This window comes from Glutamicibacter sp. NPDC127525 (assembly GCF_042672105.1).
Lineage (GTDB): Bacteria > Actinomycetota > Actinomycetes > Actinomycetales > Micrococcaceae > Glutamicibacter.
The window spans coordinates 1-13,941 of the sequence record NZ_JBHXVN010000003.1; the positions used below are offsets into that span (position 1 = coordinate 1).

General features: G+C 66.9%; 11 protein-coding genes. 1 reads left to right on the forward strand and 10 read right to left on the reverse strand.

What is annotated here, in order from left to right:
* Nucleotides 1-428: 428 nt before the first annotated feature.
* The 5 genes from tyrS to argH all read right to left on the reverse strand — a co-directional run bounded on the left by tyrS (nucleotide 429) and on the right by argH (nucleotide 7,390).
* The gene (tyrS, locus tag ACFVHU_RS08040) at nucleotides 429-1,748 is read right to left on the reverse strand and encodes a tyrosine--tRNA ligase (protein WP_105658122.1); all 1,320 of its coding nucleotides are present in this window, start codon (nucleotides 1,746-1,748) and stop codon (nucleotides 429-431) included.
* A gap of 190 nt (nucleotides 1,749-1,938) precedes the next feature.
* Complete coding sequence (locus ACFVHU_RS08045) at nucleotides 1,939-4,221, reverse strand: HelD family protein (protein ID WP_388023810.1); 2,283 nt, start codon at nucleotides 4,219-4,221, stop codon at nucleotides 1,939-1,941.
* A gap of 248 nt (nucleotides 4,222-4,469) precedes the next feature.
* Nucleotides 4,470-5,009 (reverse strand): adenine phosphoribosyltransferase, encoded by a 540-nt coding sequence (locus tag ACFVHU_RS08050; RefSeq protein WP_388023813.1) that lies wholly within the window; start codon nucleotides 5,007-5,009, stop codon nucleotides 4,470-4,472.
* A gap of 105 nt (nucleotides 5,010-5,114) precedes the next feature.
* Nucleotides 5,115-5,855, reverse strand: coding sequence for a maleylpyruvate isomerase family mycothiol-dependent enzyme (locus ACFVHU_RS08055; RefSeq protein ID WP_388023815.1), 741 nt, complete (start codon nucleotides 5,853-5,855; stop codon nucleotides 5,115-5,117).
* Nucleotides 5,856-5,974: 119 nt separating this feature from the next.
* A complete protein-coding gene (argH, locus tag ACFVHU_RS08060; protein ID WP_105658126.1) occupies nucleotides 5,975-7,390 on the reverse strand; it encodes an argininosuccinate lyase in 1,416 nt (471 codons plus the stop codon).
* Nucleotides 7,391-7,642: 252 nt separating this feature from the next.
* Between argH and ACFVHU_RS08065 the strand changes: the two genes are divergently transcribed.
* The gene (locus ACFVHU_RS08065; RefSeq protein WP_105661899.1) at nucleotides 7,643-8,194 is read left to right on the forward strand and encodes a macro domain-containing protein; all 552 of its coding nucleotides are present in this window, start codon (nucleotides 7,643-7,645) and stop codon (nucleotides 8,192-8,194) included.
* Nucleotides 8,195-8,274: 80 nt separating this feature from the next.
* On the opposite strand, the gene ACFVHU_RS08070 is transcribed toward ACFVHU_RS08065, so the two are convergent.
* The 5 genes from ACFVHU_RS08070 to argB form a co-directional block, all read right to left on the reverse strand.
* Nucleotides 8,275-10,128 carry an HNH endonuclease signature motif containing protein gene (locus ACFVHU_RS08070; protein ID WP_388023820.1) on the reverse strand — a complete coding sequence of 618 codons (1,854 nt, stop codon included), beginning with the start codon at nucleotides 10,126-10,128 and terminating at the stop codon, nucleotides 8,275-8,277.
* A gap of 99 nt (nucleotides 10,129-10,227) precedes the next feature.
* The gene (locus tag ACFVHU_RS08075) at nucleotides 10,228-10,731 is read right to left on the reverse strand and encodes an arginine repressor (protein WP_105658129.1); all 504 of its coding nucleotides are present in this window, start codon (nucleotides 10,729-10,731) and stop codon (nucleotides 10,228-10,230) included.
* Nucleotide 10,732: 1 nt separating this feature from the next.
* Entirely contained in the window at nucleotides 10,733-11,692 is a 960-nt protein-coding gene (argF, locus tag ACFVHU_RS08080; RefSeq protein WP_388023822.1) for an ornithine carbamoyltransferase, read from the reverse strand.
* A gap of 52 nt (nucleotides 11,693-11,744) precedes the next feature.
* Nucleotides 11,745-13,004: an acetylornithine transaminase gene (locus ACFVHU_RS08085; RefSeq protein WP_388023825.1), complete on the reverse strand. Its 1,260-nt coding sequence runs from the start codon at nucleotides 13,002-13,004 to the stop codon at nucleotides 11,745-11,747.
* The gene (gene argB, locus ACFVHU_RS08090; RefSeq protein ID WP_105658132.1) at nucleotides 13,001-13,936 is read right to left on the reverse strand and encodes an acetylglutamate kinase; all 936 of its coding nucleotides are present in this window, start codon (nucleotides 13,934-13,936) and stop codon (nucleotides 13,001-13,003) included. The genes ACFVHU_RS08085 and argB overlap by 4 nt, the downstream gene beginning before the upstream one ends.
* Nucleotides 13,937-13,941: the final 5 nt, after the last annotated feature.

Genomic DNA, 13,941 nt, shown 5'->3' on the forward strand with positions numbered 1-13,941 from the left:
TGCAATGCCTCAAGCAAATGTTATGTATTCACCAAATAAAAATATTCGGTATCAACAAACTTGGCACACTATTGAGTTCTCAAACAACAAACACTCTCGACACCACAACCACCAATCCATCGATGACTGCTTCGCTCCGGAGCAACTTTACAAGCCTACCACCAAGTTGACCGTTGTCAACTCGACGTTTCAGTCTTGTTCACCCCGCCGTTTCCGTTTCACCCTCTCAGGCTGTCCGGATCAGCGGCGCGAGATAAAACTCTACACGGGTTCAGCCACGACGCAAAATCGGCCTACGGGTCGAATTTCAGCCACTAATCCTACCTTGACTAGGGATTATCATAATTAGGTACAACAAAACCGCCGGAAAAGTGTCTTGGTTCACAAGCTTTTCCGGCGGTTTCGTGTAGTGCGGTAGTTACTGGGCCCTACTTGGCCAGTTCAGCCACTGCCATGTTCTTCTTGCCGCGGCGCACGATCGCGTAGCGGCCATGCAGGAAGTCCGCCTCGGCCAGTTCAGTTTCGATGCCGCCAACCTTGCCGTTATTGACGTAGGCGCCACCTTCAGTGACCGTACGGCGTGCTTCGGACAATGACTTGCTCAGGCCCGAGGCAACCAGGACATTCAAAATGCCCAGATCGTCCGCAGCAACCTTCGCCGAAGGCAGCTCCGCGATAACCGATTCCAAGGTAGGAAGATCAATCGCGCCCAGATCGCCATTGCCGAAGACCGCAGCCGAAGCGGCGATCACCTGCTCGGTAGCCTGCACACCGTGAACCAGGGAAGTGACTTCCCAGGCCAAGGTGCGCTGGGCGACGCGCTTGAACGGGCGCTCTGCAACTTCGGTTGCCAGTTCCGCGATCTGCTCGCGGGTCAGGAAGGTGAATACCTTCAAGCGGTCGATCACATCCGCGTCGGAGGTGTTCAGCCAGAACTGGTAGAAGGTGTACGGGCTGCACATTTCGGCATCCAGCCAGATGGCGTTGCCCTCGGACTTGCCGAACTTGGTGCCGTCGGAGTTGGTGATCAGCGGGGTGCCGTAGGCGTGCACCGAGTTGCCCTGGACCTTGCGGATCAGGTCGGTGCCGCTGGTCAGGTTGCCCCACTGGTCCGAGCCGCCGGTCTGCAGGGTGCAGCCGTACTGGCGGTTCAGCTCCAGGAAGTCGTAGCCCTGCAGCACCTGGTAGGAGAACTCGGTGTAGCTGATGCCCTCGTCGGAGTTCAGTCGCGCGGCGACGATCTCCTTCTTGATCATCGTGCCCACACGGAAGTACTTGCCCACATCGCGCAAGAAGTCCAAGGCCGACAGCTGCTGCGTCCAGTCCAGGTTGTTGACCAGCTGCACCGCGTTCTCGCCCTCATCGGAGAGGAAGCGGGAAACCTGCGCCTGGAGCTTGGCGACCCACTCGGTCACCGTCTCCCTGGTGTTCAAGGTGCGCTCCGCAGTTTGGCGCGGGTCGCCGATCAGGCCGGTGGAACCGCCAACCAGGGCCAGCGGCTTGTGGCCGGCCAGCTGCAGGCGGCGCATATTCAGCAACTGCACCAGGTTGCCCAGATGCAGGGACGGCGCAGTCGGATCGAACCCGCAATAGTAGGTCACAGACTCTTCGGACAGGGCTCGTTCCAGCTCGGTTTCGTCGGTGGACACGTGCACCAGGCCGCGCCACTTGAGTTCCTGCCAGACGTTCTCGAAAGATGCGTCGTTGCTCTGTCCCGCAATCACGGGATTCTGCTTCGTATCAGACATGCTCACTGTGACCATTTTCTGTCTTCGTTCTGCCCCGAGTGCCCGCGTTGCTGCTTGCGTGCACCTGTGATCGCACCGGGAGTTGGGGTTGCCTTCCCGGCGCATGGGTTTAAGGTTATCGCTTGGTGGCAGGCTCGTGCCACTTCCCCGGCCCGCCCCTTGGTCACATAGCCGACCCCGCGGTGCGCTGCTAGCTTTCCAGGCCTTCAGGCAGTTCGCGGGTGTGGACCACGCGCAGGCGCTGGGTGGTACGGGTCATCGCCACATACAAATCGCCCACGCCGCCGTCCACCTCGTCGACCAGCTCGGCCGGTTCCAGGATCAGCACGCCGTCGAATTCCAGGCCCTTGGACTCGCGCGCGGTGATCACCACGATGTCCTGGCTCAATCCGCCCGAACCGGCGCCAACGCGGTCGCCATGCACGTCCTGGACCGCCGCGCGGATGCGGGCCAGATCCTGCTGAGGCACGATGATCGCCTGCAGTCCCCCGGCCGAGTACTCCAGCTCCTCGCCCAGCGCGGCCAGGACCGCATCCTGGACTTCGGCCTCGGTGGTTTTGGTCAGCACCGGTGGCCAGTCGCCTTCGCGGACCGCCTGCGGGGTGGTGATCCGCAGGCCGGCGGCCTGGGCCACGCGCACCGCCGCGTCGGCGATCTGCGCCGGTGTGCGGTAGTTGACGGTCAGCTCTTCGAGCTCGAAGCGCTCACCGAAGAACGGCTCCAGGGCCTGGGACCAGCTGCTGGCGCCCGAGGCGGCCGAGGTCTGGGCGATGTCGCCCACGATGGTGAAGGACTTCATCGGGCAGCGGCGAACCAGCAGGCGCCACTGCATCGGCGAAAGCTCCTGCGCCTCGTCGACCACGATGTGCCCGTAGGCCCAGGTGCGATCGGCGACGGCGCGTTCGGCGGCCGTGAGCCGGGCCGCAGTTTCCTGGTTCACTCCGGCCACCTGCTCCGCGGTGACCACACCGTCGATGCCGGCGTTTTCCAGCATGGTGTGCATATTGCGCAGCGCGGCCTTGGCATTTTCCACGTCGGCCTCGTACTGGGCGGTGTGCGTGCCGGCCAGCGGGTCGGCGAACTCGCCGAGCAGCCCGGATGCCTCATCGAGCAGCGGCACATCGGCCTCGGTGAACGGCGAGCCGGCCCGGCGGTACAGGGCGTCGCGGTCCGTTTCCTTCAGGTGCGGGGCCGCGGCGGCCAAAAGGTGCGGGGTGGCGAACAACTCTGCCACCAGCTGCTGCGGGGTCATCGGCATCCAGCACAGGTTCAGCGCCACGCGCACATCGTGCGATTCGCGCACTTCCTGGGGCAGGTAGGAACGGTCGGTGGTCGAGGACTGCCCGGCCGATTCCGCCAGCTTGCGGCGCAGCTGTTCGGCCAGGTCCCCCACCAGCACCTTGACGAAGGTTTCGCGCGCCTCGTTGTAGGGCTTGTGGGTGTGGCGGGCGCGTTCGCGCGCGTTCTTGACCATTTTCGGGGTCAGGGTCAGGCGGGTTCCCTCCACCACCAGGGTGCGGGTTTCCGGAATCAGCCGCTGGCGGTTGCGCACCGCAGTGGCGATCACCCTGGCCATGGACAGCTGGCCCTTGAGCCGGGCGACGGTGCGGCTGGTTTCCGGCACGGCGTGGATGCCGTGGTAGAGCTCGCCCACCGAGGACATGACCACGCCGGTCTCGCCCAGCGAGGGCAGTACGCGCTCGATGTAGCGCATGAAGGAAGTGGACGGGCCGACGATCAGCACCCCGGCGTTCTTCAGCCGTTCGCGGTACTCGTAGAGCAGGAACGCCGCGCGGTGCAGGGCGACGGCGGTCTTGCCGGTGCCCGGACCGCCCTGGACCACGACGGCGCCGGGCAGCTGCGCGCGGATGATCGCATCCTGCTCGGCCTGGATGGTGCCGACGATATCGCCCATGCGGCCGGTGCGCTTCTCGCGCAAAGCGGCCATCAGCGCGCCCTCGCCGTGGTGGGTGTGCCCCTCATCCAGCCAGGTCTCGTCGAGCACGTCGTCCTCGATGCCGGCCACGGTCCGGCCCTTGAGCATCAGGTGGCGGCGGCGGCGCACCCCGCGCGGATTCAGCGCGGTCGCCTGGTAGAAGGGGGCCGCTTCGCTGGCGCGCCAGTCGATCATCAGCCGGTTCAGGTCCTCGTCGGACAGGCCGATGCGGCCGATGTAGCGGGGAGTGCCGGAGGATGAGCCGTTGCCGGCTTCCTGCCCCTGGCCGTTGGCTGCCATATCCAGGCGGCCGAAGACCAGGCGGTCCTCGACGGCGTCGAGCTGGGCAATCCGGTCCTCGTAGAGGGTGGCGAAAGAGTCGCGTTCGGACATGTTCTGGAAGGTGCCCACCGCCCCCTGGGCCCGGGTGCGCTCAAGCTGCTCCACCTTTTCGGCGCGCAACTCGTCCAGCCGCGCGTACAGGCGGCCCACATAGTCGGATTCAGCTAACAGATCGGCCTCGATCGTATCGGTCAATCCAGTTTCCCCTCGCGCTCAAAATGTGCCCCTGCGCAAAGCACAGGGCCCTACGTAAAACGGTTCCCACGTAAAAACACAGGACAGATAATGATACGCGCCTTTGGCCCGGCGCAGGTAATCGCGCGCACCGGTGCCAAGCGCTGGCCGGGCCCGCTGCCGGGCTGTTCGCCAGCGGCGTGGAAGCGTGGCGGTTTGTTACCTGCGCGCCGCTTCCCGGCTGCCGCTTCGGCACCGCGCTGCCCGGCTCAGGAGTGGACGACCTGCAAGGAGAGCACCTTGTGCCCCGGCAGCTTGGCCCGTCCTTCGAGGCCATCGAGTTCCAGCACGACGCCGACGCCGGCGATCCTGGCACCGGTCTGCTCCAGCAGGCGGACCGCTGAACCCACGGTGCCGCCGGTGGCCAGCACGTCGTCGAGAATCAGCACGCGGGTGCCCGGGGCGATCTCGTCCTTGTGCACCTCCAGGCAGCTGGTGCCGTATTCCAAGGTGTACTCGTCGCGGTAGACCTCGCGCGGCAGCTTGCCGGCCTTGCGGATGGTCAGCATGCCCTTGCCCGAGGCGTAGGCGGCGGCCGCCGCCAGCACGAAACCGCGGGCTTCGAGGCCCGCGACGATGTCGAACTGCCCCTCGAAGGGGGCGATCAGCTCGTCGACCATGCGGCGCAGGCCGGTCGGGTCGGCGAAGACCGGGGTGAGGTCCTTGAAGGAGATCCCTGGCTGCGGGTAGTCGGGCACGATCTCGCTCAGTCGATCCAGCAGGTCGCTAATGCTCTCAGAAGTAGTCACGCCTAGTAATTTTAGTCCCTTCGCGCGCCGCACGCCGCACGATCGTGCATAATCATGAGCACATTTTGGGCGGTGTCCATGCGGTACGGCGGTTAACCATCCAGGCTAGCGGTTCATCAAGCGATCGCTGGGCCAGGGCAGCAGCTGCGGGTCCGCGGCCCCGTCGGCGGCCGCGGTAACCTGCACCGGCCCGGCCGCAGGGCGTCCGGCCATCCATGCGGCCAAGTCGAAATCGGCGCCCGAGAGCACCCACGATTTCGCCCCGTCCCCGAGCACCATCCGGGGTTTGCCATGCGGCTGCAGCACCAGGCGGGTTCCTTCCGGAACGCGGGCTTCGAGCGCCCGGAACAGATGCGCGCTGAATGCCGGCGGCCAGCTGGCGGCCGGGCGCAGGAATTCGTCCAGGTCGGTGGCGTGGATCAGCATCTCTCGCCAGGTCGCGTACATCAGGTCCGCGGCCTTGGCCCCCGGGCGATACCCCACCGGCTGCTCCCACGTGGCTTCGGCACCAGGCAGGGTGGCGCGCAACTGGGCCAACGCGTCGGCGGCCAAGGCGCGCAGGGACTCCGGGCGCATCAGCGCGGTCATGTTGATCGCCTCGATCCGGCCCTCGGCGCCCCCGTCGTACATCAGCGGCGGCCGCTGGGCTCCGGCGTTCTCGAACTGGCGCACGGCGGCCTTCGCGAAGGAGGCCAGATGCGCGATCAGCTGGGCGGTGCTCCAGCCCGGCAGCGAACTGGGCTTGCTGTACTGGGTGTCGGGAACCTCCCGCACCTGTACGGAAAGTTCATCCAATGCGGTGGTGACCTGCGCGATGAGTTCGGCGGGGGCCAGGAGTTGAGTCATGAATCACACTTTAGCGCGAACCGGGCGCAAATGCGCAAGGGCTCGAAGCCGTGGTTAAGGCGCAAGCGGCCGCCGGGCAGGATTCTTCCCGCGCGGCGGCCGCTTGGCCCCGCCTGGTGCTACTTGGCCCAGGCCTTGATCTGGTCGAGCTGGCGCTCGAACTCGGCGAGCTGCGCTGCGACCGCGCTCGGGGCGGTGCCGCCCTGGCCGTTGCGGGCGTTCAGCGAACCCTCGGTGGAGAGCACCTCGCGCACCGCCGGGGTCAGGTGCTCGGAGATGCCGGCGTATTCCTCGTCAGTCAGGTCCCACAGTTCCACGCCGCGCGATTCGGCCAGCTGCACCGCAGCGCCGGAGAGCTCGTGGGCATCGCGGAACGGCACGCCCTGGCGGACCAGCCATTCGGCGATGTCGGTCGCCAAGGCGAAGCCCTGCGGGGCCAGATCCGCCATGCGCTCGGTATTGAAGGTCAAGGTGCCCATCATTCCGGCGACCGCCGGCAGCAGGATTTCCAGGGTGTCCGCGGCGTCGAACACCGGTTCCTTGTCTTCCTGCAGGTCGCGGTTGTAGGCCAGCGGCAAGGCCTTGAGGGTAGCCAGCAGGCCGGTCAGGTCGCCGATCAGGCGCCCTGCCTTGCCGCGGGCCAGCTCGGCGATATCGGGGTTCTTCTTCTGCGGCATGATCGAGGAGCCGGTGGAGAAGGAGTCGTGCAGCTTCACGAAGCTGAATTCCTTGGTGGCCCAGAGGATGACCTCCTCCGAGACGCGCGAGAGGTCAACGCCGATCATGGCCGCGATCCAGGAGAATTCGGCGAACACGTCGCGGGCGGCGGTGCCGTCGATCGAGTTGTGCACGGCCGAGTCGAAGCCCAGCTCGGCGGCGACGAAGTTCGGATCCAGGCCCAGGGTCTGGCCGGCCAGCGCACCGGAACCATAGGGCGACACGGCGGCACGCTTGTCCCAGTCGACCAGGCGCTGCACATCGCGCAGCAGCGGCCAGGAGTAGGCCAGCAGCAGGTGCGAGAGCAGGATCGGCTGGGCATGCTGCAGGTGGGTGCGGCCGGGCATCGGCGCATAGGGGTGCGCCTTGGCCTGCTCGACCATGGCGTCAAGGGTGTCGATCACGCCGCGGGCGATGATCCGCGCGTGGTCGCGCAGGAACATCCGGCCCAGGGTGGCGATCTGGTCATTGCGCGACCGGCCGGCGCGCAGCTTACCGCCCAGGGCGGTGCCGGCGCGCTCCAGCAGGCCGCGTTCCAGCGAGCCGTGGACGTCTTCGTCGGTTGGCGCTGCGACATAGGCCTCGGAGATGACGTCGGCTTCGAGCTGGTCCAGGGCGGCGATCATGTCTGCCAGCTCGGCATCGGTGAGCAGGCCCGCGCGGTTCAGCACCTTGGCATGGGCACGGGATCCGGCAATATCGTAGCTGGCCAGGCGCCAGTCGAAGTGGGTGGACTTGCTCAGCGCTGCCATTGCATCCGCTGGGCCGCCGGAGAAGCGACCGCCCCAGAGCGATCCTTCATTTGTTGACGAGGCCATGGCCCGTTCCTTTCTGCCGGAGAAAATTGACGTTGCACCCTACTCTAGCAAAGCTTTATGCAATGTAACTCATATTTATGCAACGGTGCGGCGATTCATGCATCACATGCTTATCGCTGCGCCCTGCTCTGCGGGGCCTGGCCAGGCTCCGGAACACGCAGGAAACCTTAAGTTTTGCCTCTTCCAGTACTCAGCGCCCGGGCGTATGGTGTGATCATAGAGCCGATACGGAACGTTCTTCGGAGGTACCCAATGGAAATCCAGCTGTACCGGGGTGATATCACCACCCTTCATGTTGATGCCATCGTCAATGCGGCCAATCCTTCGCTGCTCGGTGGAGGCGGCGTCGACGGCGCGATCCATGCAGCTGCTGGTCCCAGCCTGCTGGCCGCCTGCCGGGAAATCCGGGCCAACCGCTACCCCGACGGGATTCCTTCGGGCATTGCCGTCGTCACCAAGGCCGGCAACCTGCATGCCAAGTGGGTCGTCCACACCGCGGCCCCCAACTTGGCGCTGATCAAGCCGAACCCCAAGATCCTCGATGACTGCTTCGTGAACTCCCTGTATGTCGCGGCCCGCCACGAGGCCCACTCGGTCGCGTTCCCGGCGATTGGCGCAGGGGCGTTCGGGTGGGATCCTGAGCAGGTTGCCAGCATCGCGCATGCAGCGATCAGCCGGTGGATCGAGACCAATAAGCATATTTCGCCGATCCACAAGATCATCCTGGTCGCGCATACTGATGAGGTCCAGGCCGCCTTCGAGCGGGCTTTCTCGCTGGATGCCGTGGAGGATATTGCCGCCTGATCGGATCCGAATGGCATCAACGCACGAATTCTGCCGCGCACTCCTAGTCGAGGGCGCGGCAGTTTTGCGAGGTCGGGCAGCTAGGTGCGGGCGAAATAGGTGTTGCGCCGCGGTAGCTGCTGCGGATCCAGATGCTTGGGCAGGATGACATGGGGCAGGCCCTTGATCTTGACCAGTTTCAGGTAGCCGCTGTGGACCATGGTGTGGTGCAGTGCGCAGAGCGGGCAGCAGTCCTGGAGTCGGGTATGGCCGCCCTTGGCCCACGGTTTGAAGTGGTGGAATTCGATCAGTGCCGGGTCTGCCGTGCAGCCTGGGACCAGGCAGCCGCCGTCCCGGTCGCGGGCGGCAAGTTTCATCCAGCGCGGGAAGAGCCGGGCGTCGCGGCCGATATCCATGATCACCCCGTCCGCGTTGTAGATCGGGCTGATCACCTTGGCTTCGCACAGCATGGTGCGCAACTGGGGCGCGGAAATTCTCACGCCGTGCGCGCTGATGCCGGTGAGCGATGCGAGATCCTGGAGATCCTCGAAGCGCGCGTGCACCACGATTTCGGGGGTGATGCGCTTGCCCTGGCTGTCGGGGCCGATATTGCGCAGGATTGCGTTCAGCGCATTGAGCCGGCGTTCGGGCACCGAACAAGTTGCCGGCAAGCCCGGCAGCGGTGTGCCCGGCGGGTTCGGCGGGTCGGGATCTGGCGCGGCATCATCCGCAGGAGCTGGCGGGCCAACGCCCGCCCAGTCCGGAGCAGGTTGGTCGCTGTTCCAGAGGTGCTCCGCGGGTTCTTCCCACCCGGCTTTGCCATCAGGCGCTTGCTGGCCGCCGTCGAATTCCGGGTCGGGGTCGGGCTCCGAGCCGGGGTGTCCGCTGGAAGACGGCTCTGCGGTATCGCCGTGCTCATCGCCGGAAGTGCTGTCGCTGGCGGCGCCTGCGGCCTTGCGGGCGGCGGCGCCGGCCTTGGTGCGCTTGTTGTCGGCCTGCGTGATCAGCGATTCCCAGAGTTCCGCGTCGATCTCCCGGACACGGACGATGAATTCATGGACCCCGTTGACCACCTTGCCGCGGAAGAGGCCCAGCTTCGGGGTCGGAGCCTGGTCGTGCGCGTCCTTGTACTCCTTGATCAAGCCATTGATGCGCTTCTGCCGGATGCGGATCTGGTCTTCCCTCAGGTGCGCGGCGGCATGCTCTTCGAGCAAGGTGCCGTCGGCGGCCTTGGCAGTGGCCGTGGTGGGCAGGCCGTCGAAGGTGGTGTCTTCGGGTTCGAACTTGTCCAGCGCGCGGGCGGTTTTCAGCACCTCGCGGGGATCCGGTCTGCTGTGCAGGCCCGGCAGGGCCCAGCCGGCCGGCGACAGCAAGGCCTCCGTGGACGGATCTGCGACTGGCGTGCCAGGGGCGGGGGTGCCGGCGAAGTGTTCTGCGAGCAGGGTGAAACGCGGGGCGCAGGCAGCGCCGGCGATATCCTTGCGGGCGTGGACCAGATGGGCGTCCTTGACGCGGCGGTCGGCCTCGAAATAATTCACATCCAGCATCTGGGACAGGACGGTGGCCGCATCGAGGTAGAGGGTGCGGCCGGGCGCGAATTGCGCAGGGGCGCTGAAATCGGTGGTGCCCGCGCGCAGGTGGTCGAATTCGGCGAGGTCCAGGGCGTGGGCGGCGCTGGTCTCCACCTGGCTTGCCGCCATCACGACGGTGCGGGAAGCTTGCCGGCTGAAGGCTTCGGCGAAGTGGGCGTGGGCCAGCGCGAGGCGCGGATCGGCGCAGCCCGAGGCCTGGGCGCAGAGGTTCTGGAACAGCAACAGGCACGCAGCTTCGGCGCGCAGCAAGCTGGCGGCGTCCAGCGGGGTGCCGCTGGCCAGCTGCTGCGCGACGGTCCCCAGGCTGGCGGCCAGTGCGGGTCCCGCGGTGCTCGTGGCGCTGGCGCTCTGAAGTGGTTCCATGCCCCGATCATCGGGCGCCATCTCGACCGGCATGGCAAAGCCGCCGCGGGCTGTGGAAAAGTTCGCGGCGGCAAGCGCCCGATCACCTGGCGGCGCCGGTCAGCGCGGTTCGGCCAGCTGCAGGAAGCGGGCGGCCACTTCGGCGCCGCCGTCGGCCGCGCGGGTGGTGACCATGATGGTGTCATCCCCCGCGATGCAGCCCAGGATCGAGGGCATCTGCGAGTGGTCGATGGCCAGGGCCAGCAGGTTCGCCGCGCCCGGCGGGGTGCGCAGCACCACGATATTCCCGGATGCCTCGGCGGTGACCAGCTGCTCGGCGCAGATCTTGGCCAGGCGCGCGTCGAGCACTTCCTGGGTGATCGCGGTCTTCGGGGAACGGTCCCCGCCTTCCTGGCGCACCGCGTAGATCAGCTGCCCGGAGTTGTCGCGGATGCGCACCGCTCCGATTTCCACCAGGTCGCGCGAGAGCGTGGCCTGGGTGACTTCCAGCCCGTCGTCCTTGAGCAGGCCGAGCAGCTCGGCCTGGGACTTGACCGAGTTGTTGCCGAGGAACGCGCGGATGCGGGCCTGGCGGGCGGTTTTGGTGCTTGGCTGGGCGGACATCCTAGAGCTCCACTCGTGGATCTTCGGCCAGGCCGGAGGCGACCATCAGCCAGGCCATCACGGCCTTCTGCGCGTGGACGCGGTTCTCGGCCTCGTCGAACACGACCGACTGCGGGCCGTCGATGACCTCGGCGTCGATCTCGTAGCCGCGGTAGGCCGGCAGGCAATGCAGCACGATCGCGTCGTCCTTGGCCAGTTTCATGGCTTCGGCGGTCACCGAGTAGCCGGTGAACAGCTGCTGGCGTTCGGCCTTCTCGGCTTCCTGGCCCATGGACACCCAGGTGTCGGTGACGACCACGTCGGCGTCGGCCAGCGCGGCGGCGGCATCGGTGGTGATCGTGGCCGATCCCCCGGTCAGCGCGGCGCGCTGCTGCGCGGCCTCGATGATGCGGGCCTCGGGCAGGTAGCCCTCGGGGCCAGCGATGCGCACGTGCATGCCGGCGGTGACCCCGGCCAGCAGGTAGGAGTTGGCCATGTTGTTGGCCGCGTCGCCCAGGTAGGCCATGGTCAGCCCGGCGGTCTTGCCCTTGTGCTCGCGCACGGTGAGCAGGTCGGCGATCAGCTGGCAGGGGTGGTAGTCGTCCGATAGCGCGTTGATCACCGGAACAGAAGAGTTCGCGGCCATTTCCTCCAGGCCGGACTGGGCGAAGGTGCGCCACACGATGGTGGAGACCATGCGCTCGAGCACCTTGGCGGAATCGGCGATGGACTCCTTGTGGCCCAGCTGCGAATCGGCGGAGTTGATGATCAGCGGCGAGCCGCCGAGTTCGGCGATGCCGGCGTGGAAGGACACGCGGGTGCGGGTGGAGGTCTTGTCGAAGAAGACCGCGACGCTCTGCGGGCCGGCGAACGGCTGGTAGCCGTACTTGTCGGCCTTCATCGCCGCGGCCAGGTCCAGCACCTTGGACTGCTCGTCGGGGGTGAAATCCAGGTCGGTCAGGAAGTGGCGGGTTGCGCTCATGGTGTGAGTCCTTTGCTGTCGCAGGGGGTGGTCGCGAAGTTGCTGCCGGCCGCTAGCTGGCGGCGCTGATCAGCTGCGGCAGGGCCGCGATCAGGGTGCCCAGCTGCTCGGTGGTGATCACCAGCGGCGGGGCCAGGCGGATGGTCTTCTCGTCGGTGGCGTTCACGATGAATCCGGCATCCAGCGCCGCGGCGACCAGCTTCGGCGCGTTGGCGGATTCCAGTTCGAAGGCGGTGAGCAGCCCGGCGCCGCGCACGGCGGCAATGCCCTCGACGCCTGCCAGCTGCTCGCGCAGCCAGTCGCCGGTGGCGCGCACATGGGCCAGCAGGTTCTGGGATTCGATGGTGTGGATGACGGCCAGGCCGGCGGCGCAGGCCACCGGGTTGCCGCCGAAGGTGGTGCCGTGGTCGCCCGGGGCCAGCCAGGCGGTGTTCTGCTCGCCGAACACGATCATCGCCCCGATCGGGAAGCCTCCGCCCAGGCCCTTGGCCAGGGTCATCACGTCCGGGATCACCGGGGCCGAGGCGAAGAACGCCCCGGTGCGGCCCATGCCGGTCTGCACCTCGTCGAAGACCAGCAGGGCGCCGGCTTCGCGGGTGATGTCGCGGGCGGCCTGCAGGTACTGCGCGGAGAGCATCTTCACGCCGGCTTCGCCCTGGATCGGCTCGATGAAGACCGCCGCGACGGTTTCGTCCACCGCGGCACGCAGCGCGTCGATGTCCCCGGCCGGGATCCAGCTGACGTTTTCGGGCAGCGGGGCGAAGGGCGCGCGGTACTTTTCCTTGTAGGTCAGCGACAGCGCGCCCAAGGTGCGGCCGTGGAAGGAATGCTCCAGGGCGATCACCTTGGTGCGCGGAGCCTGCGGCGTGCCGGCGTTGCGCCGGGTCAGCTTCAGCGCGGCCTCATTGGCTTCGGTGCCGGAGTTGGCGAAGAAGACCTTGGAGCCGGCCGGGGCGGCGGAGATGTCCAGCAGCTTCTCGGCCAGCGCGATCTGGCTGGGGGAAGTGAAGAAGTTCGAGACATGGCCCAGGGTGGACAGCTGGCTGCTGATCACGGAAGCCAGCAGCGGGTGCCCGTGGCCCAGGGTGTTGACCGCGATGCCGCCGAGCAGATCCAGGTACTGGTTGCCATCGGCGTCCCAGACATGGCAGCCGGCCCCGCGCACCAGCACGCGCTGCGGGGTGCCGAAGACGCCGAGCAGGGAGCTGGAGTAGCGTTCGGCCAGGGCGGCCGAGGACAGCTGCGCCAGCCCGGCAGCTTCAGCGGTTCCAGCCAGGGCGGAGGAGGTGGTTTCAGCGGCGTGCTCGCTCACTTGGCGTCCTTCTTTTGTGCGGTGGCCGGGAGCACCTGGGTGCCCACGCCGGCGGTGGTGAAGATTTCCAGCAGCATCGAGTGCGGGGCGCGGCCATCGACGATGTGGGCCTGGCCCACGCCCCCGTCGACGGCTTTGAGGCAGGCGCCCATTTTCGGGATCATGCCCGATTCCAGCGATGGCAGCATGGTGCGCAGCTCGTCGTTGGTGATCGAGCTGATCAGCGAGGACTTGTCCGGCCAGGCGGCGTACAGGCCCTCTACGTCCGTGAGGATCACCAGCTTGGCGGCGCCCAGCGCGGTGGCCAGCGCGGCCGCGGCGGTATCCGCGTTGACGTTCAGCACCGCTCCGGTGGGCTCGCCGGATTCGTCGAATTCCGGGGCGACGGTGGAGATGACCGGGATCATCCCGGCATCCACCAGCGAGTCCACCTGGTCGGTGCGCACGGTGGTGACCTCGCCGACCAGCCCCAGGTCCACGGGCAGGCCGTCCACGACCGTGCCGGTGCGCACTGCCTGCAAGGTGGCGCCGTCCTCGCCGGACATGCCCACCGAGTAGGGTCCGTGCGAGTTGATCAGGCCGACCAGGTCGCGCTGCACCTGGCCGGTGAGCACCATCCGCACCACGTCCATGGCTTCGGGGGTGGTCACCCGCAGCCCGCCGCGGAATTCGGATTCGATCCCGAGGGTGTCGAGCATCCTGTTGATCTGCGGTCCCCCGCCGTGCACCACCACCGGGTTGATCCCGGCGTGGCGCAGGAACACGATGTCCTCGGCGAAGGCGCGGCGCAGATCGTCGTTGACCATCGCGTTGCCACCGTATTTGATGACCATCGTGGTCCCGGCGAAGCGCTGGATCCAGGGCAGCGCCTCGATGAGCGCTTCGGCCTTGGACTGGGCGATGCCCAGGTTGGTGCGGGCGGTGTGGGCCATGGGAG

What these genes read in the sequence shown, in the direction of transcription:
- tyrS (WP_105658122.1), bottom strand. Translation starts at nt 1,748, where the DNA reads ATGTCTGATACGAAGCAGAATCCCGTGATTGCGGGACAGAGCAACGAC.
- ACFVHU_RS08055 (WP_388023815.1), bottom strand. Translation starts at nt 5,855, where the DNA reads ATGACTCAACTCCTGGCCCCCGCCGAACTCATCGCGCAGGTCACCACC.
- argH (WP_105658126.1), bottom strand. Translation starts at nt 7,390, where the DNA reads ATGGCCTCGTCAACAAATGAAGGATCGCTCTGGGGCGGTCGCTTCTCC.
- ACFVHU_RS08065 (WP_105661899.1), top strand. Translation starts at nt 7,643, where the DNA reads ATGGAAATCCAGCTGTACCGGGGTGATATCACCACCCTTCATGTTGAT.
- ACFVHU_RS08070 (WP_388023820.1), bottom strand. Translation starts at nt 10,128, where the DNA reads ATGGAACCACTTCAGAGCGCCAGCGCCACGAGCACCGCGGGACCCGCA.
- ACFVHU_RS08075 (WP_105658129.1), bottom strand. Translation starts at nt 10,731, where the DNA reads ATGTCCGCCCAGCCAAGCACCAAAACCGCCCGCCAGGCCCGCATCCGC.
- argF (WP_388023822.1), bottom strand. Translation starts at nt 11,692, where the DNA reads ATGAGCGCAACCCGCCACTTCCTGACCGACCTGGATTTCACCCCCGAC.
- argB (WP_105658132.1), bottom strand. Translation starts at nt 13,936, where the DNA reads ATGGCCCACACCGCCCGCACCAACCTGGGCATCGCCCAGTCCAAGGCC.